We start from the raw sequence: 21,917 nt of genomic DNA on the forward strand, positions 1-21,917 counted from the left end.
GCATTCGCGCACTCGCCCTCCAAGCCTGACCGTGGCTCGACCATTCCCCCCAACGCACGCGCGTTCGGTAAGATGGGCGCGGTCAGCTGCCCGGCGCTCATCGAGCCGGCCCAGGCAGCGCTTCGCCAACCCAACGCCGCCTATGCAATTCGACCTGCTTCACATCGGCACGCTGGTCGCCCTCTGCCACATTCTCGGTGTGGCCGCGGCATGTCACGCGATTCTCAACACGCGCACTTCGCAAGGCGCGATTGCGTGGGCCGTGTCGCTGGTCGCGATGCCTTATCTGACGCTGGTGCCGTATCTGTTCCTCGGCCGCAGCAAGTTCGCCGGCTACGCGGACGCGCGCCGCGTCGAAAACGAACTGCTGCGCACGCGCGCGCATCCGCCGGAATGGGACACGCGTGCTTCGTCAGCGGGACTGCCGACGCTGGAACTCGGCGGCCGGCTCGTGCATTCGCTCACGCGCCTCGGCGGCATGCCGTTTCTGCCTGGCAACTCGGTGCGCACGCTGGTGAACGGCGCGGCGACCTTCGAGGCGATCTTCGACGCTATCGAGCACGCGCGCCGCTACGTGATCGTGCAGTTCTTCATCGTGCGCGACGATGCGCTCGGCGAGATGCTCAAAGACGCGCTGATCGCGAAAGCGCAACAAGGCGTGCGCGTCTACTTCCTGTACGACAGCATCGGCAGCTTCGATCTGCCGCACCGCTATGTGGCGGCGCTGCGCGCGGGCGGTGTGGAGACGCATCCGTTCGCCACCAATCGCCGCTTCGTCAACCGCCTGCAACTGAACTTCCGCAATCACCGCAAGATCGTTTCGGTGGATGGCGAACGCGCGTTTGTCGGCGGACATAACGTGGGGGTTGAATATCTCGGCGGCAAGCCGCCGCTCTCGCCGTGGCGCGACACCCATATCGAGGTGCGCGGGCCGGCGGTCGCCAGCATCCAGTTCGTGTTCACGGAAGACTGGCATTGGGCCACGCAGCAGTTGCCCGAGTTCGACCTGCCGCCCTTTCCGGTCGCCGACCCCGCAGCGGGGCAAGGCATGCACTGCCTCGTCGTGCCAAGCGGTCCCGCGGACAAGCAGGAGACCTGCTCGCTCTTTTTCGTCGAAGCGATCAACGCGGCGCGCGAACGGGTCTGGATCACCTCGCCCTACCTGATCCCCGACGAATCCGTGTTCGCGGCGTTGCGGCTCGCGGCGCTGCGCGGTGTGGACGTGCGCATTCTGATTCCGAGCCGGCGCGATCACCTGGTCGTGTTTGCCGCCTCGAAACTCTATGCGTACGACTCGTTGCGCGCGGGGATCCGGATCTTCCGCTACCAGCCGGGCTTCCTGCATCAGAAGGTCGTGCTGATCGACAGCGTGGCCGCGGCAATCGGCAGCGCGAATCTCGACAACCGCTCGTTCCGGCTGAACTTCGAGATCATGGTACTGACCGTGGACCGCGCCTTCGCCAAAGAGGTCGAAACGATGCTGCTGGCCGACTTCGCCGAATCGCGCGAAATCGACCGCAACGAATACCGCAAGGCAACCGCTTTGAAACGCGTGTTAATGCATGTGGCGCGTCTCTTTTCGCCGATCCTGTAGCGGCCTCCGCCTCACAGCAGCTTTTCGATGTCTTCGGTGATCGCCTCGGGCTTCGTCAGCGGCGCGTAGCGTTTCACCACGTTGCCGTCGCGGCCGATCAGGAACTTGGTGAAATTCCACTTGATCGCTTCCAGGCCGAGCAGTCCCGGCGCCTCGCCCGTCAGATAACTGAACAGCGGATGTGCGTTCGCACCGTTCACGTCGACCTTGTCGAACATCGGGAACGTGACGCCGTAATTCTTTTCGCAGAAGCTGCCGATCTGCGCGGCGTCGCCCGGCTCCTGCTTGCCGAACTGGTTGCAGGGAAACCCGAGCACCGTGAGTCCGCGTGCGGCGTAGGTGTCGTACAGATTCTGCAAGCCCGCGTACTGCGGCGTGAACCCGCATTCGCTCGCCGTGTTGACGATCAGCAAAACCTTGCCTTCGTACTGCCCAAGGCTGACTTCCTCGCCGCCCAACGTGCGTGCCGAAAACGAATAAATCGATGTCATATGCTCCCCCGTGAAAGCCGTCAGTCTATGCCAAAAGTCTCGCCGGCACAGTCGGCCGAATGGCCGATCCCGGTTGAGCGCCCGGTGTCGGGCCCGGCAGTCTAAAATAGCGGTTTTCTTCAGCCGGCCTCTTCGTGATCCGCTTTAACCAGTTCAGCCTCGCGCGCGGCACCAAGCCGCTCTTCGACAACACCACGTTCACCCTCAACCCTGGCGAGAAGGCCGGCCTGGTGGGGGCGAACGGCGCGGGCAAGTCGACGCTGTTCGCCGTGCTGCTCGGCGAACTGCACGCTGACGGCGGCGATTTTTCGATCCCGCCGAACTGGCAGATCGCCCACGTCGCGCAGGAAACGCCCGCCGCGGACAAGACCGCCCTCGCCTACACGCTGGACGGCGACGCCGCCTTGCGCGCGATCGAAGCGGCGATTGCCGCCGCCTCCGCGGCGCATGACGGCGCGGCCGAAGGCGAAGCGCACGCCGCGTTCGCCGACGCCGACGGCTACACCGCGCCGGCGCGCGCCGAAGCCCTGCTGCTCGGCCTCGGCTTCACGCTCGACCAGACTCGCGAGCCCGTCAGCAGTTTCTCGGGCGGCTGGCGCATGCGCCTGAATCTGGCTCAGGCGCTGATGTGCCGCTCCGATCTGCTGCTGCTCGACGAACCGACCAACCACCTGGATCTCGACGCGATCGTCTGGCTGGAAGACTGGCTGGCCCGTTATCCGGGCACGCTGATCGTGATCTCGCACGACCGCGAATTCCTCGATTCGGTCTGCAATGTGACGCTGCATCTGGAACAGCAGCAGATCAAGCGCTACGGCGGCAACTACTCGCAATTCGAAGTGCTGCGCGCGCAGCAGATCGCGTTGCAGCAGAGTGCGTACGAAAAGCAGCAGCGCACGGTCGAGCATTTGCAGAGCTACATCAATCGCTTCAAGGCGCAGGCCACCAAGGCGCGCCAGGCGCAGAGCCGTGTCAAGGCGCTGGAAAAGATGGAGCTGATCGCGCCGGCGCATGCGTCCTCGCCATTCACGTTCGAATTCCGCACGCCCGATTCCGCGCCGAACCCGATGATGGTGATGGAAGACGTGCGCTGCGGCTACCGCAGCGAAGGCGAGCCCGCGGTCGAGATTCCCATCGTCGATCACGTCATGCTGTCGATCCAGAATGGTCAGCGCATCGGGCTGCTCGGCGCGAACGGCCAAGGCAAGTCCACGCTGATCAAGACGCTGGCGGGCACGCTCGAGGCGCTCGGCGGCCACGTGCGCGAAGGCAAGGGGCTGCGCATCGGCTACTTCGCGCAGCATCAGCTCGAAACGCTGCGCCCGGACGACACGCCGTTGCAGCACCTCGCACGTCTGGCACCGGACACGCGCGAACAGGAATTGCGCGACTTCCTCGGCAGCTTCAATTTTTCCGGCGAGATGGCGACCTCGAAGATCGCGCCTTTCTCCGGCGGCGAAAAAGCCCGCCTCGCGCTCGCGCCGATCATCTGGCAAAAGCCGAACCTGCTGCTGCTCGACGAACCGACCAACCATCTGGATCTCGAAACGCGTCACGCGCTGACCATGGCGCTCGCGCAGTTCGAAGGCACGCTGATCCTCGTGTCGCACGACCGGCATCTGCTGCGCGCCACGACGGACCAGTTCATGCTGGTCGCGAAGCATCGTTTGCAGGAATTCGACGGCGATCTCGACGACTACCGCGACTGGCTGCTTCAACACGCAGCCGAACAGCGCGCGGCGCTCAAGGCGAATGCAGCGGCGAGCGGCGGCAATGGCGGCGACAGCGCTGATAACGGCGTGAACCGCAAGGAACAGCGACGCCTCGAGGCGGAAACGCGCCAGAAGCTTGCGCATCTGAAAAAGCCGCTGCAAAGCCGGATCACGAAGATCGAAAAGGAAATGGACGCGCTCAACGCGGAGAAGGCGACGCTCGATGCGTTCGTCGTCGACCCGGCAAGTTACGAGCCCGAGCAGAAAAGCAAACTGACGGAGGCGATCCGCCGTCAGGCAGATGTGAACGCGCGCCTCGAAGCGCTCGAAGCCGAATGGCTCGAGACTCATGAGGAACTCGAACAAATCGGCTGACGGCACGCTGTTTCAGGTCCGCGCCGGCATCGACGGGAGCTTGGCTTTGTCATCCGGGAATTCATCCGTCTCAACGCCTGGGGCGTCGGGTGGGGCGTCGGCGGCGGCTTCGGCTGCGTCTTCGGCTGCCGCTTCGACTGCCGCTTCGGCCAAGTCTTCGGCCACTCCACGGGCAGCGGGTTCGGCCACTTCGCCGGCCGCCTCCGCGCCGCCCGCGTTACAGGGCTTGCGCGTGCTCGACCTCACGCGCCTGCTGCCGGGCCCGGTTGCCGCGTTGCGGCTCGCCGAACTGGGCGCCGACGTGCTGAAGATCGAAGCGCCCGGCGCGGGCGATCCCACTCGCACGATGATGCAGTCGTCGAGCGATCGCGTGGCTGGGCGGCCCGGCGCGTTTTACCGGCTCGTGAATCGCGGCAAGCGCGAAACGCGCCTTGACCTCAAGTCCGAGGCGGGACGCAACGTGCTGTGCGCGCTCGCCGCCGAAGCCGACGTCCTGATCGAGAGTTTCCGGCCGGGTGTGATGGAGCGGCTGGGCCTCGGCTACGAAACACTGCGCGCGCTCAATCCCCGGCTGGTTTACTGCGCAGTCAGCGGATACGGCGCGAGCGGTCCGTTCGTCGACCATGCCGGCCATGATCTGAACTACATCGGCTACGCGGGCGTGCTCGATCAACTGGCGGGCCGTGACGGCGCCCCGATCCTGCCAAATTTCCAGATTGCCGACCTGCTCGGCGGCGCCCTCAGCGCGGTCACGCAGATTCTCGCGGCGCTATGGCATGTGTCGCGCGGCGGCGAAGGCCGCTTCGTCGATGTCTCCATGACGCACGTCACCTACGCGCACAACGTGGTGGCGCAGGTCGCGCTCACCAACGATGGTGCGGCACCTGCCGCCGGCGCCGGCCTGCTGAACGGCGGCGTGCCTTGCTACAACCTGTACCGCACGCTCGATAACCGCTGGCTCGCGGTCGGCGCGCTCGAACTGAAGTTCTGGGAAACGCTCTGCATGGCGCTCGACCGGCCTGAATGGGCCACGCGCCATTGGAGTCTCGGCCAGGCGATCGGCGGCCCGGACGCCGCCGCGCTCACGCAAGAACTCGCCGAGGTGATCGGCAAGCGTCCGCTGGAAGAATGGGTTTTGCTACTGGAGTCGCTCGACTGCTGCGTCTCGCCGGTGCTGACGGCAGCGGAAGCCGCGCGCCATCCGCTGTTCAATCCACAGGCTTACGAGGCGGCGAGCGCAGACGGTGCCGACGAGGAAGACAGGTTGATCAGGTAGCGCGCGCGGGCCAGCCTAGGCTCGTCGATAACACGGCGCTTGATACGGAGCGCGTTCGCTCCGTTAGGCTGATCGGCCTCACTAGCCGCGTTAGCGGCGTTGGCTTCGTCGCACCGTTTGCGGCATTGGCCTCAAGTGGCACGACCGGCAACCGGGGCACAAAACCGATCATCACCCCCGCACCCGCAGATCCGCGCCGCGCAAGCCCTCAGCGCCGCGCTACCGCCTGCCGCGGCAAAGTCTGACGCGGCGTCTTTTCGTCGTCGTACAGCACGTGCTTGCGGCCTTCCACATGACGATTGATCGTCGCGCGGACTTCGGCGGCCGTGGCATCTTCGGCCACCACCCGCCGGGAAATCTGCCCTTCGGTGTCGATCCACTCGACGATCCGGCAAGCGCCGCCCCATGGCTGGCGAATGGGCGCGGAGACGCGGCAGCCGCGCACCTGTATCGGCTGTTCGGCTACGGTTTCATATGACTGTTTCAAGGCGCGATCCTTTTTCGGGCATCAGAAGGGATGCATACCCTTGCAGCTTAGGAAAAAGGAATGTCGGGTAGGTTACAGCCAATATGGAGATATTTACCGGTCATTACAGAACGTCGGGCGCCGCCAGGCGCCCGAACCCCGGTCTATTCAAGCGTGCGGATCCGGTCGATTGCCTGTTCGATCCGTTCGACCGCAACGACCTGTAAGCCTTCGATCGGCTGTTTCGGCGCATTGGCCTTGGGAATCACCGCAACCGAAAAGCCCAGCTTGGCGGCTTCCTTCAGACGCTCCTGACCGCGCGGCGACGGCCGGATCTCGCCAGCGAGGCCCACTTCCCCGAACACCACCAGCCCCTTGGGCAGCGGCTTGTTGCGCATGGACGAGTGAATCGCGAGCAGCACGGCCAGGTCGGCGGCGGGCTCGGTGATCTTCACGCCGCCCACGGCGTTCAGGAACACGTCCTGATCGAAACACGCGATGCCGGCATGCCGGTGCAGCACCGCCAGCAGCATCGCGAGCCGGTTCTGCTCCAGGCCGACGGCGAGGCGCCGCGGGTTCGGCGCGTTGGCCGAGTCCACGAGGGCCTGCACTTCGACCAGCAGCGGCCGCGTGCCCTCCTGCGTCACCAGCACGCAGGAACCCGGCACCGACTGTTCGTGCTGCGACAGAAACAGCGCTGACGGATTGGCCACGCCGCGCAAGCCGCGCTCGGTCATGGCGAACACGCCGAGTTCGTTGACCGCGCCGAAGCGGTTCTTGATCGCGCGCACCAGACGATAGGAGGAATGCGTGTCGCCTTCGAAGTACAGCACCGTGTCGACGATGTGCTCGAGCACACGCGGCCCGGCCAGCGCGCCTTCCTTGGTCACGTGGCCGACCATGATGATGGTGGTGCCCGACTGCTTGGCAATGCGCGTGAGTTGCGCCGCGCACTCGCGCACCTGGGCGACCGAGCCCGGTGCGGATGTCAGCGCGTCGGAATAGACCGTCTGGATCGAGTCGATCACCGCGACATCGGGCCGCTGCTCGGCGATCGTCGCCTGAATTTTTTCGAGCTGGATTTCCGCCAGCAATTGTAGCTCGCTCGCCTTCGAGCCGGGCTCCAGCAACGAAAGCCGTTGCGCGCGCAACGCAATCTGCGCGGCCGACTCTTCGCCGCTGATATAGAGCGCGCGTTTGTCGGCGGCGATTTCCGCGAGCGATTGCAGCAACAGCGTCGATTTGCCGATGCCCGGATCGCCGCCGATCAGCACCACGCCGCCCGGCACCAGCCCGCCGCCGAGCACGCGGTCGAACTCGCTCACGCCGGTGGAAAAGCGCGGCACGTCGGATGCATCGATATCGGCAAGACGGCGCACGGGCGCGCTCTTCGCGAGCGACTGGAAGCGGTGCGTGGACGGCGCCTCCGCCACCGACTCGACCAGCGTGTTCCATGCATTGCACGACGGGCACTGCCCGGCCCATTTCGGCGATTGCCCGCCGCATTCACTGCAGATGTACAACGTTTTGGGTTTTGCCACGCGTTATTGCCTGTGTTGCTGTTCTTTGGGATTGAAACGCTTGCTGCGGGGCCGGGCGCGCGCCGGGTTGCGTGCCTGGTTTGCGTGCCGGGTTTGCGTGCCTTACTCCGCCCGCACCGGCACGCGCGGCGCCACCGCGCACATCAACTCATAGCCGATGGTGCCGCACGCCTGCGCGACGTCGTCGATCGGCAGCGAGGTGCCCCACAGCTCGACGCGCGAGCCGACGTTGGCGGTCGGCACCGGCGTCAGGTCGACGGTGAGCATGTCCATCGAGACGCGCCCGACGACCCGCGTGCGCACGCCGTCGACGATCACCGGCGTGCCTTCCGGCGCGACGCGCGGATAGCCGTCCGCGTAGCCGCACGCCACCACGCCGATGCGCATCGACCCGCGCGCCTTGAAAGACGAGCCGTAGCCGACCGTATGGCCTTCGGCAAGTGTCTGCACGGCGATCAGTTCCGAGGCGAGCGTCATGGCGGGCTGCAGGCCGGTGCCTTCGATCGCCGCCGTGACGCCGGACGGCGATGCGCCGTACATGATGATGCCCGGGCGCACCCAGTCGAAATGCGTGGCAGGATGCCACAGCGTGGCCGCCGAATTGGCGAGGCTGCGCGCGCCGGCAATGCCTTGCGCGCCGCGCTCGAACGCCTGCACCTGATAGTCCACGCCGCGATCGCCGTCGGCGTCCGAGAAATGGGTCATCAACGTGATCTGACCGACGCCCTGGGCAGCGCGCGCCCGTTCCCAGGCGGCGCGGAATTTCTCCGGCGTGTAACCGAGGCGATTCATGCCGGTGTTCATCTTCAACTGGATATTGACCGGTTTGGACAGGCGCGCCATTTCGAGCATGCGCAACTGTTCGTCCGAATGCAGCGCGGTGGTCAGGCTGTAGCGGTCGATTACGTCGATATCGGTCGGACGAAAAAAGCCTTCGAGCAGAAGAATTGGGCCGGCCCAACCCAATTCACGCAACTTCACGGCTTCTTCGAGGTCCAGCAACCCAAAGCCGTCGGTTGCGCGCAGGCCCGGAAAAACGCGCGCAAGGCCGTGCCCGTATGCGTTGGCCTTGACGACGGCCCAGATTTTGGATTTCGGTGCATAGCGCCGGGCAACGGCGAGATTATTGGCGAGAGCGGAGGTGTGAATCGTGGCTGAGAGCGGGCGCGGCATGGGATATTTTCGTAAAGACGCTTGCGAATCAGCGGCTTACAGTGCGTTTTCAGCGCTCCGTAGCCCGCTGGGCGGTGCGATCAAGGATTCTGCTAGTCCGAATGCATCTATTTTCATGATATAAAGCCGTGCGCACAACCCATTTCGACGAACGGCATAAGCCCGGACGCTCAACCAGCGGCCGGGGCGGACAGACCGCAGCGAGGACAGCATCGCATCAGATGAAAAAAGGTTTTTACACCATCATGGCCGCGCAGTTTTTTTCGTCGCTGGCCGACAATGCGCTTCTGATCGCTGCTATCGCACTGCTGAAAGATCTTCACGCCCCGAACTGGATGACGCCGCTGCTCAAGCTGTTCTTTGTGCTGTCGTACGTCGTTCTCGCCGCGTTCGTGGGCGCCTTCGCCGATTCCCGTCCGAAAGGACGCGTGATGTTCATCACCAATACCATCAAGGTCGTCGGTTGCATCACGATGCTGGTGGGCGCGCATCCGCTGCTCGCGTATGGAATCGTCGGCTTCGGCGCGGCGGCCTACTCGCCCGCCAAATACGGCATTCTCACCGAGCTGTTGCCGCCTGACCGGCTGGTCGCGGCGAACGGCTGGATCGAAGGCACGACCGTCGGCTCGATCATTCTCGGCACGGTGCTCGGCGGGGCGCTCATCAGCCCGCACATTGCCGCGCCGATCCTGCGGCACCACATACCGTCCGTCAACACGCCCGCCGAAGCCGCGATGCTGGTCATCATGGCCATCTACGTTATCGCGGCGCTGTTCAATCTGCGCATTCCCGACACCGGCGCGCGCTATCCGAAACAGGAACGCGGCCCGATCAAACTCGTCACCGATTTCGCCGACTGTTTCCTCGTGCTGTGGCGTGACAAGCTCGGCCAGATTTCGCTCGCCGTGACCACGCTGTTCTGGGGCGCGGGCGCGACGCTGCAATTCATCGTGCTGAAGTGGGCTGAGGTGTCGTTGAACATGTCGCTGTCCGAAGCGGCCATTCTGCAGGCAGTGGTGGCCGTGGGCGTGGCGGCCGGCGCGATCTTCGCGGCCTCGCGAGTGCCATTGAAGAAGTCGTTGTCGGTGTTGCCGGTCGGCATCATGATGGGCATTGCCGTGATGCTGATGGCGTTCTATACGCGCGACCTGTTCCCTGCCCACTGGGGCATTTATTTCGGCCGCGTGCACTTACCGGGCTATCTGATCGTCGCGTATATTTTCCTGATGATCGTCGGCGGCCTGTCGGGCTTTTTCGTCGTGCCGATGAACGCGCTGCTCCAGCATCGCGGGCACGTGCTGCTGTCGGCCGGTCACTCGATCGCCGTGCAGAACTTCAACGAAAACCTCTCCGTGCTCGTCATGCTGTGCCTCTACGCCGTGCTCGTGTGGCTCGACGTGCCGGTCACGGCGGTGATCGTGCTATTCGGCACCTTCGTCTGCGTGATGATGTGGTTCGTGATGCGGCGCCACCAGGCCAACCAGCGCGCGTTCGACTCAGTCGCGCTGATCGGCGAAGTCAAGCACTGATTCGCGGCGGGTCGTCCGCTCACGTCGCGGCCCGCGCCTTCCTCCTTCCTCGCTTTGCCATGACTCAACCGATTCCCAATGTGCTGACGATCGCCGGTTCCGATTCCGGCGGCGGCGCCGGCATTCAAGCCGACCTCAAGGCTTTCTCGGCACTCGGCGCGTACGGCGCGAGCGTGATCACCGCGCTCACCGCGCAAAACACGCGCGGCGTCACCGCGATTCACGCGCTGGACCCCGGCTTCATTACCGCGCAACTCGATGCGGTGTTCGACGACATCCGCATCGACGCCGTGAAGATCGGCATGCTGGCGAACGCGCCGATCGCGCGCGCGGTCGCCGATGCATTGCGCCGTCACAAACCGAAGCACATCGTGCTCGACACGGTGATGATTTCGAAGAGCAACCACGCGCTGCTGCTGCCGGACGCGGTCGCGGCGGTGCGCGATGAATTGCTGCCGCTCGCCGATCTGCTGACGCCCAATCTGCCGGAAGCGGCCGCGCTGCTCGGCGTGCAAGCCGCGACCGACGAAGCCGGCATGGTCGAGCAAGGCGAAGCGCTGCGCTCGCTCGGCGCACGCGCGGTGCTGATGAAGGGCGGCCATTTGAGCGCCACGGATAGTCCGGACTGGCTGGTGCAGGAAAGCGGCACGCTTCGTTTAGGCGGCCCGCGAGTGCCGGTGAAGAATACGCATGGGACGGGCTGCACGCTGTCATCGGCGATTGCGGCGCTGATTCCGCAGCGAGGCGATCTCGCGAGCGCCGTCGCCGATGCCAAGCAGTATTTGACCGGCGCGCTGCAGGCGAGCGATCGGCTCGACGTCGGCGGTGGCGTGGGGCCGGTGCATCATTTTTATCGGTGGTGGTGAAGCGCCGCTACTGCCGCGCGTAGTGTCGCGCCAACTCGGGCCACTCGTCGGGCACGATAAAGCCGCGCGAGCGCTCGATCAGATTGCCTACGCTGTCCTCGACGAACGCGCCCACCATCGCCGGTCCGTGCTGATGCAACGTTTGCCCGGCGAGCGTCTTGGCATCGACGAATGCGAGGTTCGCGGTCCGCACCTCAAGAAGCGCATGGCGTCGCGGCGCCAGCCACTCCAACCGCGGCAATGTCCGCCATTTCTCCGCATGCGCCGCCGCGAACGCCGGCCAATCACTGCGCGTCACCCACCAGCCGCGACCATGTGCCGGATCAAGTTCGACCGGGTCGACGGACGTTTCGCCATGCCGATAAAACAGCCAACCTTTGATGAACATCTGCGGCGTCCACGGACCCGCGTAGCCGACCGAGGCGAACTCCTCACGCGCGCTCAACGGCAATTGATGATTCAGCACATGCGCGAGTTTCAGATCGAAGCGGTCTTTCAGATTCGGGCCGACGTAGTCGGATAACTGCGCGGATAACCGAGAGGATAACTGCGCGCGCCCATCGCCGGCATGCAGATAGCACTTCACGGCCAGCTCCCAATGAAGCCGCGTGCCCTGCCGCGTCTGCACCAGAAAATCGCATTCGCCGAGTGTGACGCCCCCGCGCCGTAGCGGCACGCCCGCCGCCACCAGCCGCGCCGCCGGCCCATGCTGCAGGAACCAGCCGACCAGCCCTTCGGCGTAGCGGCCGAGGCGCGTGATGCGCGTCGCCGCGAGTTCTTGATGCAGGGGTTCAGGCGCGGCGTCGAGCGCGCGCAGCCAGTCGAGGGTCGCCTGTGCTTCCTGCAGCGTGTCGAAGGGATTCGCCAGCGCGCCGACCGGTGGTTGCGGGCGCAACAGATCGGCGCTCAGCAGCAGCCAGGCGAGATCACGCACGGCGGCGTCGCGCAAGGTGTCGAGCAGCGCATCGCGGCTCGCGGCATCGATGCCGGGCGTCGTGGCGGAACCGAGCGCCGGACCCTCGCTGGCCGTCACTTCGACGCGTTCGACGGTGTGCCGCCGGCCGCCCGCCACGTGTCGCGCGCGAGGCACAGGTCGGCCCAGGCTTTCGCCTTATCGGGCAGGCTGCGCAACAGATACGCCGGGTGATAGGTGACGATCACAGGCACGCCTTCGTATTCGTGCACGCGGCCGCGCAGCGACGAAATGCTCGCCTCGGTCTTCAGCAAACTCTGCGCCGCGAAGCGGCCGAGCGCGACGATCAGCTTCGGCTTGACCAGCGCGACCTGACGTTGCAGATACGGCTCGCAACGCGCGACTTCGTCCGCTTCGGGATTACGGTTGCCGGGCGGCCGGCACTTGATCACGTTGGCGATATAGACGTTGGTGTCGCGCGCGAGCGTCAGCGAACGCAGCATGTTGTCGAGCAGCTTGCCGGCCTGGCCGACGAACGGTTCGCCCAGACGATCCTCGTTCTCACCCGGCGCTTCGCCGATCAGCATCCAGTCGGCGCCGCGATCGCCGACGCCGAACACCGTGTTCGTGCGCTTCTCGCACAGACGGCAAAGCTGGCAGGCCGCGACGCGCTCGCTTAGCGCGTCCCAGTCGAGCGTGTGGATTGCCGGCGCCGCAGGGGCTTCGTGGCGTGCGTCCGCGGGAGCTTGGGTCGGCAGATCGTCGAACCAGGCGAAATCGTCGTCGGGCGGCGCGTCGAATGCCGGCGGCTCGGGGCTGCGGGGTTGCTGGGGCCGTGCCGACTGCGGTGCTTGCGGCTGGCTTGCCTCGACCGACGCTTGCATCCGGCCTTGCATCGGGTCTTGTGAAGGCAGCCTTTGAGATTCGGCTTGCGCACCGCTCTGCATGGAACGCGGCGACTCGCCTGAGCGTGTTTCAGCGGTCGGCTGGCGATCAGCGAACCGTTCGCGTGCCCCGGCCGCGGATGATGCCTGATCCGGACGTCCGGACGTGCCGCGTTCGCCTGGCGCCGGCGGGACGTTGGCTTGCTGAACGTCGGCGGCGCGCACCGCGGGCTGCGAGGTTTCCTGCGTGGGAGCAACGGGCGGCAGCCCTGGCGACGCCCCACGCGCATCATCACGACGCGCATCCGGCACAGCCGCGCGCTGCCCGACCACGGCCGCGGCTTGCGCCTGCGGCTCAGCAACCGGCTGCTGCTCCGCCGCCATGCCCCGACGTACCCACAACGGCGTGAGTCCGAACTCTTCCAGAACCGATTCATGCAGCGCCATCTGCGCCCTCCGTGGCAAACGAGAAACGCATCACGATGGCGTCCTCCCGGCTGCGATGCCGCGCCGGATAATAGTTTTTGCGCCGGCCGATCGAAGCGAAGCCGAAGCGCTCATAAAGCCGGATCGCCCGATGATTCGACGGCCGCACTTCCAGCAACAGCCCCTCGAGTTTTTCAGCGCGGGTAATGCGCACGGCTTCGCGCAGCAGCGCGAGCCCGGCGCCGGCGCCTTGCGCCGCCGGCGTCACGCACAGATTGAGCAGATGCATTTCGTCGACGACCGGCATCAGCACGCAATAGCCGATCAGGGTGCCCGTGACATGGCGCAGACAGACGCCGAAATAGCCGTTGCGCAGCGAGTCGCCAAAATTGCCCCGGCTCCAGGGAAACTCATATGCGATTTTTTCGATGGCGGCGACTTCGTCCAGATCGCCTTCAGTCATCGGCGACATGTAGCGGTCCGCGAGCAACACGCCACTCATCGCCGGCCCTCGCCTTGCGCTGTGTCGTGCGCGAGTCGGGCGGCCTGCTCGGCCCTGGCGGCTTTTTCAGCTTTCTCGGCGACCCGCTCGGCGGTGGTCTGGGCGACCTTGTCGCGCACGTATTCCGGCGCGGCCTGGTCGGCCGGCACCGTGCGGCCCGCCCGCAACGCACGCAGCGCGGCGTGCGCGAGCGGCACGGCATGCGGCAACGCTTCACTGTCGACGCTGCGCGCCGCGGCGACCGCGGGTAGTCGCGCGCCGAACGCCGCGGCGGCATTGCCCGCCAGCGTGAAGGCGACGTCGGGCAAAACGAGCCTGTCCGGCGCATCGAGCGAAGCCGCCTGCAGCGTGCGCCATTCACCTTGCGCGTCGTCCCACGCGTAATCGGCCCAATAAATTTCGTCCATGCGGGCGTCGAGCGCGGCGAGCACGCGCGTCGCCGACGGATCGCGCAGGCGGGCGCTCTCGGCACAGGCGAGCAGCGTGCTGACCGGCACGACCGGCAGATTCAGGCCAAACGCGAGGCCTTGGGCGACACCGGTTGCCGTACGCAACCCGGTGAACGAGCCGGGACCGGAACCGAAGGCGATGGCGTCGCAGTCCGCCAGTGTCAGGCCGGCTTCGTCGAAAAGTTCGCGGATGGCGGGGAGCAGGCGCGTGCTGGAAACCGCGCCGGTTTGCTCGTGGCGCACCCACAGTTGCGGTTCGGCGCGAGCCTCTTCAGGCGTCGCGCCGGCCGCGTTGCCGGCGGCGGACAGAAGCGCTACCGAGCAGAATTCGGTCGAGGTATCGAGGGCGAGGAGCACAGTTTGAGTCATGGACCGTATTGTAATCGGCACGGCGCGCGCAAATGTGGTTTGGCATGTGCCGAGGTGCTCGGGTCGCGCAAAGGTGGCTGCCCGCGCGCGAGGTTGGCTTGGGTCGCGCGAAGTGGTTTGCCTCGCGCCAAGTCGTTTGGGTCGCGCGAAGATGATTTGCCGCGCGCCAAGTGGTTTGGGTCGCGCGAAAGCGGTTTACCTCGCGGGAGGCGCATATGGCTTGTGCCCAGCAGCGGCCCGGTTTGCGCCAACCCGGCTTCGCCTCACGCACGAGCCTGTCCGTCTTGCGCCGGATCGCCGGCCGGTGTTTGGAGTGAGCCCTCGGCCCCTGCCGGGGCATCCAGTTGTTATGATCGTCAGCCGAGTTCAATCCCGATCCCGCCTGGCGGGCAAACGACAATGACCGACATCGACACCCAGTTCACCCAAGCCCACGAAGACGTCCAGCAACTGCCTGAGCGTCCGGGCAATCTCACGCTGCTGCGCCTCTACGCGCTCTACAAACAGGCCACCCGCGGCGACGTTCAGGGCGACAAGCCGGGCTTTACCGACATCGTCGGCAAATACAAGTACGACGCGTGGGCCGCGCTCAAAGGCACCGCGCAAGACGCCGCGAAGCAGCAATACGTCGCGCTCGTCGAATCACTCAAGAGCGGCGCGTCGGCCTGACTGGTCCCGATCGATGCCAGGCGACTTCACGCGAACGATTGCCTGCTCCGCCCCCGGCCAACGGCGAATCGCCCTGAACCGCGCCGGCACGACGATAGCCGGCCGGCGCAGCCGCCTGACGATCTGCCCGAACAGCACCCCGGCACAAACTTTTCCGCCAGGAAAATTCCTAATAGTGGCGCAGTGCAGCAAAAGGCTATACAATGCTGCCTGCGCTTCACTGCTTTGCCCGGCTTTCCTCTAGCGGCCTTTGCGGCGCAGCGCCTCGTAGCGTTTAGCTCCAATCCAGTTTAGAACCTGTCCCCTCCTGCCTAGCCCCTCCGGGGCGATCATGTCCCAGGCTGGCGGCACGCCGTGTTGGCATGTCGCATCCGATACAGCTTCTAACGAAAAGCTCGCCTTCATTGCCGCGAGCTGCCCCCGTTTTTCGATTTGCTCGCTGCTTCTTTGCTCGCTGAATCCGACGACTTGGGTATGCCGATTGGCGCCGACGTTTTAATTCCGTGTGTACCAAGGATTTACCAAGGATTCTCATGACTTCGAGCAATACCCCCAGCAGCCCGTTGAACGCCATCGCCGATCAAGCCCTCGGTCTCGAAAGCCGTGACGCAGCACCCGCACAAGCCGCAGCCGTTGCTGTCGCTCCGGAAGCCGTCGCAGCAGAAGCCGCAGTGCCGACCGGCCCGTCGTTCGCGTCGCTCGGTCTCTCCGCGGATGTCGTCTCCGCGCTGACCGCCGCTGGCTATCAAAACCCGACTCCGGTTCAGCAACGCGCAATCCCGGCTGGCATCGCCGGCCGCGATCTGATGGTCTCGAGCCCGACCGGTTCGGGCAAGACCGCCGCGTTCATGCTGCCCGCCATCGAACGTTTCTCGCAACTGCAAAAAGCACAAGCCAGCCAGCCGCGCGAACCGCGTCCGGCTGACGGCGCCCGCACGCGTCGTCCGCAACCGGTTGCCCGTCCGACCATGCTGGTTCTGACGCCGACCCGCGAACTCGCCATGCAGGTCACCACCGCCGCCGCCACGTACGGCAAGCACCTGAAGCGTCTGCGCACCGTCAGCATTCTGGGCGGCGTCGCTTATGGTCAACAGCTGATGCTGCTGGCCAAGAACCCGGAAATCCTGGTTGCCACGCCGGGCCGTCTGATCGACCACCTGGAACGCGGCCGTATCGATCTGTCGCAACTGCAGATCCTCGTGCTCGACGAAGCCGACCGCATGCTCGACATGGGCTTCATCGAAGACATCGAAACGATCGTCGCCGCTACGCCGGCTTCGCGTCAAACCATGTTGTTCTCGGCCACGCTCGACGGCAAGATCAGCTCGCTGACGGGTCGCCTGCTGAAGGATCCGGAGCGTATCGAGATCGTTCAGCGCCTGGAACAGCGCACGAACATCGCGCAAACCGTCCATTACGTGGATGACCGCGATCACAAGGATCGTCTGCTCGACCATCTGCTGCGCGACGAGGGCCTCGACCAGGCTATCGTGTTCATGGCAACCAAGATGGACGCCGACCAGCTTGCAGGTCGTCTGGCCGATGCCGGTTTCGAATCGGCAGCTTTGCACGGCGATCTGCCGCAAGGCGCGCGTAACCGCACGATCAAGGCACTGCGCGAGCGCCGTGTCCGCGTACTGGTGGCAACGGACGTCGCCGCTCGTGGCATCGACATCCCGGGCATCACGCACGTGTTCAACTACGACCTGCCGAAGTTCGCTGAAGACTACGTGCACCGTATCGGCCGTACCGGCCGTGCTGGCCGCTCGGGCATCGCGGTGAGCCTCGTGCACCACGCCGAGCAAGGCGCGCTCAAGCGCATCGAGCGTTTCGTGCGTACCCCGCTGCCGGTCAGCGTCGTCGAAGGTTTCGAGCCGCGCAAGTCGGCTCCGTCGGGCAACGGCCGTCCGGGCTTTGGCGGCCGCGGCCGTCCGGGCGGTGGCAACGGCGGTGGCCGTCGCTTCGGCAGCGGTTCGGGCAAGCCGGCCGGTAACGGCGGCGGTGCGCGCAGCGGTAGCGGCACCGGCGGCGGCTGGGCCGGTAAGTCGGCTGGCGGCGGCTCGCGCGAAGGCGGCTTCGGCGGCGGTTCGCGTGAAGGCTACGGCGGTTCGCGCGACGGCGGCTACGGCGCACGCCGCAGCGACGGCCCGCGCACGGCGCGTCGCGGCAGCTAAGTACTGAGACGGGCGTACTCTGCATCAAGGCTTCGGCCCGTTGCGGCGCTCATCCGGTACTGTCAGCAGTCAGCTTGAAAAAAGACCCGGACGGCTTCTCGCCGTTCGTCAGTCGGAAGAAACCGGTGCTCAGGCGCCGGTTTTTTTTCGCCCGTCAGTCGGCGCACCCCAAATTTCACGATGTGGAAAATTTTTTTGCGTCGTAAAAAATCGTGCTGCACGGCACAAGAGCGCCTATTGCAAGATGGGAAAAGTCGTTTCTTAATGCGAAACGCGCGTCGCAATGCATTGATTTTAAATACAAATAAATATTCAAAAAGGCCGTCCGGGCGGCTGTTGCGCGACCATTGATTTGCCTAGACTCTTATACAAGACTTCACGAAACGAAACGCCTCAACCGGCCGGCCGCTTCGACGAAGAAAAGAGTCACCCCATCCATACAGGCAACCAAGGAGCACACCATGTCCCGTCAAGAACAAGTCAAGCAACTCCAACAGCAATGGGAAACCGATCCGCGCTGGAAAGGCGTGAAGCGCAGCTACACGGCGGAAGACGTGATCCGCCTGCGCGGTTCGGTGCAAGTCGAGCACACGCTCGCCAAGCGCGGTGCGGAAAAGCTCTGGGAGAGCGTGAACAACGAGCCGTTCGTGAACTCGCTCGGCGCGCTGACCGGCAATCAGGCCATGCAGCAGGTCAAGGCCGGCCTCAAGGCGATCTATCTGTCGGGCTGGCAAGTGGCGGGCGACGCGAACGTCGCCGGTGAAATGTACCCGGACCAGTCGCTGTACCCGGCGAACTCGGTGCCGCTCGTCGTGAAGCGCATCAACAACACGCTGACGCGCGCCGACCAGATCCAGTGGTCGGAAGGCAAGAATCCGGGCGACGAAGGCTACGTCGATTATTTCCAGCCGATCGTGGCGGACGCGGAAGCCGGCTTCGGCGGCGTGCTGAACGCATTCGAACTGATGAAGGCGATGATCGAAGCAGGCGCTGCGGGCGTGCACTTCGAAGATCAACTGGCTTCGGTGAAGAAGTGCGGTCACATGGGCGGCAAGGTGCTCGTGCCGACGCGTGAAAACATCGCCAAACTGACGGCCGCGCGTCTGGCCGCCGATGTCTCCGGCACGCCGACCGTGCTGCTGGCGCGCACCGATGCGGAAGCCGCCGACCTGATCACGTCGGACATCGACGACAACGACAAGCCGTTCCTGACGGGCGAGCGCACGGTGGAAGGCTTCTACCGCACCAAGCCGGGTCTTGAACAGGCGATCTCGCGTGGCCTCGCCTACGCGCCGTACGCCGACATGATCTGGTGCGAAACCGGCAAGCCGGACCTCGAGTTCGCGAAGAAATTCGCCGACGCGATCCACAAGGAGTACCCGGATCAACTGCTGTCGTACAACTGCTCGCCGTCGTTCAACTGGAAGAAGAACCTGGACGACGCGACCATCGCCAAGTTCCAGCGCGAACTCGGCGCGATGGGCTACAAGTTCCAGTTCATCACGCTGGCCGGCTTCCACGCGCTGAACTACTCGATGTTCAACCTCGCGCACGGCTATGCCCGCAACCAGATGACGGCCTTCGTCGAAATGCAGCAGGCTGAATTCGCTGCGGCCGAAAAGGGCTTCACCGCAGTCAAGCATCAACGCGAAGTCGGCACCGGCTACTTCGATGCCGTGACGCAAACGGTCGAGCGCGAAGCATCGACGACCGCGCTGCACGGTTCGACGGAAGACGAACAGTTCTTCGACAAGAAGGTCGCGTAAAGCAAGCACGCGGTCTGATCGCTGGAACAAGGCAGATAGACGAAAAGCGGCGCCGTCAGAGAGCCGTCGTCACAGGGAGGAGCAAGGCCGTCGGGGCTGAAGTCGAATCGCACCCGACGGCCAAAGTCTCGCAGCGGAACTTGGAGAGCTCGCAGCAGCAGTGGAGAGAAAGCCAGCACAACGGATTGTGCGGCGAACACAGCGCGCGCCGGCCTCACCGCCGGCGCGTTTTTTTCGCCCGCGATTTCAGCGATACACGATCACCGGAATCTTGGTATGCGTGAGCACCCGTTGCGTTTCGCTGCCGATCAGCAGGCTGCCCAAACCGCGGCGGCCGTGCGAGGCCATGAAGATCACATCGCAGCCGCCCTGCTCCGCCGCTTCGATGATGCCGAGATACGGCGCGGGATGCACGCTGGTCCTGCTGTCGACCGTGACGCCGACACGGCGCGCGGCCATCTCCACCTCGCGCAGATGCACGCGCGCTTCGCGCTCGCTGCGCTGCAGGAATTCCGAGGGCGGTTCGACCACGACGTCGGAGAACGGCGAGTACGGGTATTGCGGCAGACACGCGTAGGCGGTCACGTGGGCATTGACGGCTTGCGCGAGATCGATGGCGCCGTCGATTGCCTTGCGCGACAGGTCGGAACCGTCGGTCGGAACCAGGATGTGCCTGAACATGATGCCCTCCGTCGCCGGCTGCGCGGAGCGCGGCATCAGCGTCCAACGAGGCTCGGCTTACAAGCCGCTTCAATCGATTGTAGGTCGCGGAATTGAGCACATGAATCTGTCGAGGGTCTGTCCGCATATCGGAAACCCCGTGTTCGCGGCGGCGCCAGCAGCATCCGCCGCGCACCCGGCCTTCCGCATGTTCAACCCCAGTAGTCAGGGTGCCCATACGTATGCTTGAGAAAGTCCAGAAACAGTCGCACGCGCAACGGCAAATGACGGCGCTGCGGAAACACCGCGTGAATGCCGATGGGCGGCGCGGCGAACTCGTCCAGCACGCTGACGAGCCGCCCGGCCGCGATGTCCGTGCCGACTTCCCACCACGAGCGCCACGCGAGTCCGTAGCCTTCGAGACACCATTCGTGCAGCACCGCGCCGTCCGAGCATTCCATCGTGCCGGACACCTTGATCGACACGACCTTGTCGCCCTGCTGGAACATCCAGCCGCGCTGCTGGTTGGCGCTCGCGCCGAGCGCGAGACAGTTGTGATGCGCGAGATCGGCGAGGCTGTGCGGCGCGCCGCGCCGGCTCAGATACGACGGCGACGCCACGCACACACGGCGGTTCTCGCCGAGCTTGAGCGACACCAGCGACGAATCCGGCAACTCCCCGAGACGCACCGCACAGTCGAAACCCTCGTTGACCAGATCGACGAGGCGATCGGACAGGTCGAGCGTGATCGACACGTCCGGATGCGCGACCGTGAAGGCCGGCACCAGCGGCGCGACGTGCCGCCGCCCGAAGCCCGCGGGCGCGGACAGCCGCAAATGGCCGCTCGCCTTGACGCCACCGGCCGACACGCTGGCTTCGGCGTTTTGCATCTCGTGAATGATGCGTTGGCAGTCTTCGAGAAAGGCCGAGCCTTCGAACGTCAGCGTGATCTTGCGCGTGGTGCGCACCAGCAATTTGACGCCGAGGCGCTCTTCGAGCGCGTCGATGCGGCGGCCAATGATGGCCGGCGCGACGCCTTCGGCCGAAGCCGCGGCGGACAGGCTGCCTTTGGCCGCGACGGTCACGAAGGTCTCGATCTGCTTGAAACGGTCCATGAGCGATGGGAGCCGCGTCTAGGCGGGAAAGTGGTCGGTGCGCGTCAGATTAGGTGGATGAAAGTAAAAGATCAAGTGATGTTTAGCCTCTTTTTTAGCGTCCGACATCACTAATACAATCCGTCCTGACCTCTGACAGGAGTGCACGGCAATGTCGGCCACAACGACACTCTCCCCTAAAGCAGTGATTTTCGACGCCTACGGCACGCTCTTCGACGTGCATTCGGTGATCGCCGCCGCGGAGCAGATGTTCCCCGGCCGCGGCGACGCGCTCTCGCAGTTGTGGCGGCAAAAACAGATCGAATACACGCAGTTGCGCACGCTCGCCGATTCCGCGGACGCACCCGGCGCGCATTACCGGCCGTTCTGGGACATCACGCTCGACGCGTTGCGCTTCGCCGCGAAAAAACTTCAGCTCACGCTGGGCCGCACGGCCGAGAAGCGTCTGATGGACGAATACGCGTGCCTGTCCGCTTTCCCCGATGCCGTGCCCGCGCTGCGCCAGTTGCGCGAAGCTTCCGCCGACTCAGCGGCGCGCGCGGGCGGTGAATCCGCCACGCCTCCACGCCTCGCGATTCTCTCGAACGGCAATCCGCAAATGCTCGACATCGCCGTGAAGAGCGCCGGCATGACGCGCCTGTTCGACCGCGTTCTCTCCGTCGACGCGGTGCGCGCCTACAAACCCTCGCCCGCCGCTTACGCGCTCGGCACGCAAGCCTTCGACGCGCTACCGCGCGAGATCGTCTTCGTGTCGTCGAACGGCTGGGATGTGGCAGGCGCGACGTGGTTCGGCTTCACCACTTTCTGGCTCAACCGGCAGAACGCCCCAGCCGAAGAACTGGGCGTCACGCCGCATGGCGCGGGCGGAGGCATGGCCGATCTGCTCGCTTTTCTGAAGAACCCCGCGTCGCCCGGCCGCAGCAGCGGCGCCGGCGGCAGCCGCACGCGCCACAGCCCTGGCGCATGA

At 65.1% G+C, this 21,917-nt stretch carries 19 protein-coding genes; 9 read left to right on the forward strand and 10 right to left on the reverse strand.

The features are described from left to right. Positions 1-142 precede the first annotated feature (142 nt). The gene (gene cls, locus B0G80_RS07785) at positions 143-1,594 is read left to right on the forward strand and encodes a cardiolipin synthase (protein ID WP_106279609.1); all 1,452 of its coding nucleotides are present in this window, start codon (positions 143-145) and stop codon (positions 1,592-1,594) included. Positions 1,595-1,605: 11 nt separating this feature from the next. On the opposite strand, the gene B0G80_RS07790 is transcribed toward cls, so the two are convergent. Continuing rightward, the gene (locus B0G80_RS07790) at positions 1,606-2,085 is read right to left on the reverse strand and encodes a glutathione peroxidase (protein ID WP_106279607.1); all 480 of its coding nucleotides are present in this window, start codon (positions 2,083-2,085) and stop codon (positions 1,606-1,608) included. Positions 2,086-2,219: 134 nt separating this feature from the next. Here B0G80_RS07790 and B0G80_RS07795 point away from each other — a divergent pair, with 134 nt between their 5' ends. Together B0G80_RS07795 and B0G80_RS07800 are read left to right on the forward strand one after the other, a co-directional pair. After that, entirely contained in the window at positions 2,220-4,172 is a 1,953-nt protein-coding gene (locus B0G80_RS07795) for an ATP-binding cassette domain-containing protein (protein WP_116117601.1), read from the forward strand. Next, positions 4,147-5,448 carry a CaiB/BaiF CoA-transferase family protein gene (locus B0G80_RS07800; RefSeq protein WP_258878859.1) on the forward strand — a complete coding sequence of 434 codons (1,302 nt, stop codon included), beginning with the start codon at positions 4,147-4,149 and terminating at the stop codon, positions 5,446-5,448. The genes B0G80_RS07795 and B0G80_RS07800 overlap by 26 nt, the downstream gene beginning before the upstream one ends. Before the next feature lie 208 nt (positions 5,449-5,656). Here the strand turns inward: B0G80_RS07800 and B0G80_RS07805 are convergent, their stop codons facing one another. The 3 genes from B0G80_RS07805 to alr all read right to left on the reverse strand — a co-directional run bounded on the left by B0G80_RS07805 (position 5,657) and on the right by alr (position 8,628). Beyond that, complete coding sequence (locus B0G80_RS07805) at positions 5,657-5,935, reverse strand: DUF2866 domain-containing protein (protein ID WP_116117602.1); 279 nt, start codon at positions 5,933-5,935, stop codon at positions 5,657-5,659. A gap of 143 nt (positions 5,936-6,078) precedes the next feature. Further along, positions 6,079-7,455 carry a DNA repair protein RadA gene (gene radA / locus B0G80_RS07810; protein WP_116117603.1) on the reverse strand — a complete coding sequence of 459 codons (1,377 nt, stop codon included), beginning with the start codon at positions 7,453-7,455 and terminating at the stop codon, positions 6,079-6,081. 102 nt (positions 7,456-7,557) lie between these two features. Next, entirely contained in the window at positions 7,558-8,628 is a 1,071-nt protein-coding gene (alr, locus tag B0G80_RS07815; protein WP_106279600.1) for an alanine racemase, read from the reverse strand. 221 nt (positions 8,629-8,849) lie between these two features. Between alr and lplT the strand changes: the two genes are divergently transcribed. Together lplT and thiD are read left to right on the forward strand one after the other, a co-directional pair. Then, positions 8,850-10,157 carry a lysophospholipid transporter LplT gene (lplT, locus tag B0G80_RS07820; RefSeq protein ID WP_106279598.1) on the forward strand — a complete coding sequence of 436 codons (1,308 nt, stop codon included), beginning with the start codon at positions 8,850-8,852 and terminating at the stop codon, positions 10,155-10,157. A gap of 59 nt (positions 10,158-10,216) precedes the next feature. Then, complete coding sequence (thiD, locus tag B0G80_RS07825) at positions 10,217-11,023, forward strand: bifunctional hydroxymethylpyrimidine kinase/phosphomethylpyrimidine kinase (RefSeq protein WP_116117604.1); 807 nt, start codon at positions 10,217-10,219, stop codon at positions 11,021-11,023. Between the two features lie 7 nt (positions 11,024-11,030). Here thiD and B0G80_RS07830 read toward each other — a convergent pair whose 3' ends face one another. Genes B0G80_RS07830 through tsaB form a run of 4 tightly spaced genes read right to left on the reverse strand, consistent with a single transcriptional unit; the run spans position 11,031 to position 14,566 of the window. After that, complete coding sequence (locus tag B0G80_RS07830; protein WP_116119571.1) at positions 11,031-12,056, reverse strand: DUF1853 family protein; 1,026 nt, start codon at positions 12,054-12,056, stop codon at positions 11,031-11,033. Beyond that, the gene (locus B0G80_RS07835; protein WP_116117605.1) at positions 12,053-13,267 is read right to left on the reverse strand and encodes a uracil-DNA glycosylase family protein; all 1,215 of its coding nucleotides are present in this window, start codon (positions 13,265-13,267) and stop codon (positions 12,053-12,055) included. Before B0G80_RS07835 ends, B0G80_RS07830 begins: the two co-directional genes overlap by 4 nt. Further along, positions 13,254-13,748 (reverse strand): ribosomal protein S18-alanine N-acetyltransferase, encoded by a 495-nt coding sequence (rimI, locus tag B0G80_RS07840; RefSeq protein WP_012433475.1) that lies wholly within the window; start codon positions 13,746-13,748, stop codon positions 13,254-13,256. The genes B0G80_RS07835 and rimI overlap by 14 nt, the downstream gene beginning before the upstream one ends. Then, entirely contained in the window at positions 13,745-14,566 is an 822-nt protein-coding gene (gene tsaB / locus B0G80_RS07845; protein WP_116117606.1) for a tRNA (adenosine(37)-N6)-threonylcarbamoyltransferase complex dimerization subunit type 1 TsaB, read from the reverse strand. The genes rimI and tsaB overlap by 4 nt, the downstream gene beginning before the upstream one ends. Positions 14,567-14,965: 399 nt before the next feature. Here tsaB and B0G80_RS07850 point away from each other — a divergent pair, with 399 nt between their 5' ends. The 3 genes from B0G80_RS07850 to aceA all read left to right on the forward strand — a co-directional run bounded on the left by B0G80_RS07850 (position 14,966) and on the right by aceA (position 19,175). Beyond that, positions 14,966-15,235: an acyl-CoA-binding protein gene (locus B0G80_RS07850; RefSeq protein ID WP_116117607.1), complete on the forward strand. Its 270-nt coding sequence runs from the start codon at positions 14,966-14,968 to the stop codon at positions 15,233-15,235. A 533-nt stretch (positions 15,236-15,768) separates the two neighbouring features. Further along, positions 15,769-17,409, forward strand: a complete 1,641-nt coding sequence (locus B0G80_RS07855; protein ID WP_116117608.1) for a DEAD/DEAH box helicase — start codon at positions 15,769-15,771, stop codon at positions 17,407-17,409. A 461-nt stretch (positions 17,410-17,870) separates the two neighbouring features. Then, a complete protein-coding gene (gene aceA, locus B0G80_RS07865; protein ID WP_106279587.1) occupies positions 17,871-19,175 on the forward strand; it encodes an isocitrate lyase in 1,305 nt (434 codons plus the stop codon). Positions 19,176-19,421: 246 nt separating this feature from the next. Here the strand turns inward: aceA and B0G80_RS07870 are convergent, their stop codons facing one another. Next, on the reverse strand, positions 19,422-19,856 hold the full coding sequence (locus B0G80_RS07870; RefSeq protein ID WP_012433480.1) for a universal stress protein: 435 nt from the start codon (positions 19,854-19,856) through the stop codon (positions 19,422-19,424). A gap of 191 nt (positions 19,857-20,047) precedes the next feature. Continuing rightward, positions 20,048-20,950: a LysR family transcriptional regulator gene (locus B0G80_RS07875; protein WP_106279585.1), complete on the reverse strand. Its 903-nt coding sequence runs from the start codon at positions 20,948-20,950 to the stop codon at positions 20,048-20,050. A gap of 151 nt (positions 20,951-21,101) precedes the next feature. On the opposite strand from B0G80_RS07875, the gene B0G80_RS07880 reads away from it, so the two are divergent. Further along, entirely contained in the window at positions 21,102-21,917 is an 816-nt protein-coding gene (locus tag B0G80_RS07880; RefSeq protein WP_116117610.1) for a haloacid dehalogenase type II, read from the forward strand.

This window comes from Paraburkholderia sp. BL6669N2, from assembly GCF_003387275.1.
In the GTDB taxonomy this organism is placed as follows: Bacteria; Pseudomonadota; Gammaproteobacteria; order Burkholderiales; family Burkholderiaceae; genus Paraburkholderia.

What these genes read in the sequence shown, in the direction of transcription:
- B0G80_RS07880 (WP_116117610.1), top strand. Translation starts at nt 21,102, where the DNA reads ATGTCGGCCACAACGACACTCTCCCCTAAAGCAGTGATTTTCGACGCC.
- B0G80_RS07875 (WP_106279585.1), bottom strand. Translation starts at nt 20,950, where the DNA reads ATGGACCGTTTCAAGCAGATCGAGACCTTCGTGACCGTCGCGGCCAAA.
- aceA (WP_106279587.1), top strand. Translation starts at nt 17,871, where the DNA reads ATGTCCCGTCAAGAACAAGTCAAGCAACTCCAACAGCAATGGGAAACC.
- cls (WP_106279609.1), top strand. Translation starts at nt 143, where the DNA reads ATGCAATTCGACCTGCTTCACATCGGCACGCTGGTCGCCCTCTGCCAC.
- rimI (WP_012433475.1), bottom strand. Translation starts at nt 13,748, where the DNA reads ATGAGTGGCGTGTTGCTCGCGGACCGCTACATGTCGCCGATGACTGAA.
- alr (WP_106279600.1), bottom strand. Translation starts at nt 8,628, where the DNA reads ATGCCGCGCCCGCTCTCAGCCACGATTCACACCTCCGCTCTCGCCAAT.
- tsaB (WP_116117606.1), bottom strand. Translation starts at nt 14,566, where the DNA reads ATGACTCAAACTGTGCTCCTCGCCCTCGATACCTCGACCGAATTCTGC.
- B0G80_RS07855 (WP_116117608.1), top strand. Translation starts at nt 15,769, where the DNA reads ATGACTTCGAGCAATACCCCCAGCAGCCCGTTGAACGCCATCGCCGAT.
- B0G80_RS07800 (WP_258878859.1), top strand. Translation starts at nt 4,147, where the DNA reads ATGAGGAACTCGAACAAATCGGCTGACGGCACGCTGTTTCAGGTCCGC.
- thiD (WP_116117604.1), top strand. Translation starts at nt 10,217, where the DNA reads ATGACTCAACCGATTCCCAATGTGCTGACGATCGCCGGTTCCGATTCC.
- B0G80_RS07870 (WP_012433480.1), bottom strand. Translation starts at nt 19,856, where the DNA reads ATGTTCAGGCACATCCTGGTTCCGACCGACGGTTCCGACCTGTCGCGC.
- lplT (WP_106279598.1), top strand. Translation starts at nt 8,850, where the DNA reads ATGAAAAAAGGTTTTTACACCATCATGGCCGCGCAGTTTTTTTCGTCG.
- B0G80_RS07790 (WP_106279607.1), bottom strand. Translation starts at nt 2,085, where the DNA reads ATGACATCGATTTATTCGTTTTCGGCACGCACGTTGGGCGGCGAGGAA.
- B0G80_RS07850 (WP_116117607.1), top strand. Translation starts at nt 14,966, where the DNA reads ATGACCGACATCGACACCCAGTTCACCCAAGCCCACGAAGACGTCCAG.
- B0G80_RS07835 (WP_116117605.1), bottom strand. Translation starts at nt 13,267, where the DNA reads ATGGCGCTGCATGAATCGGTTCTGGAAGAGTTCGGACTCACGCCGTTG.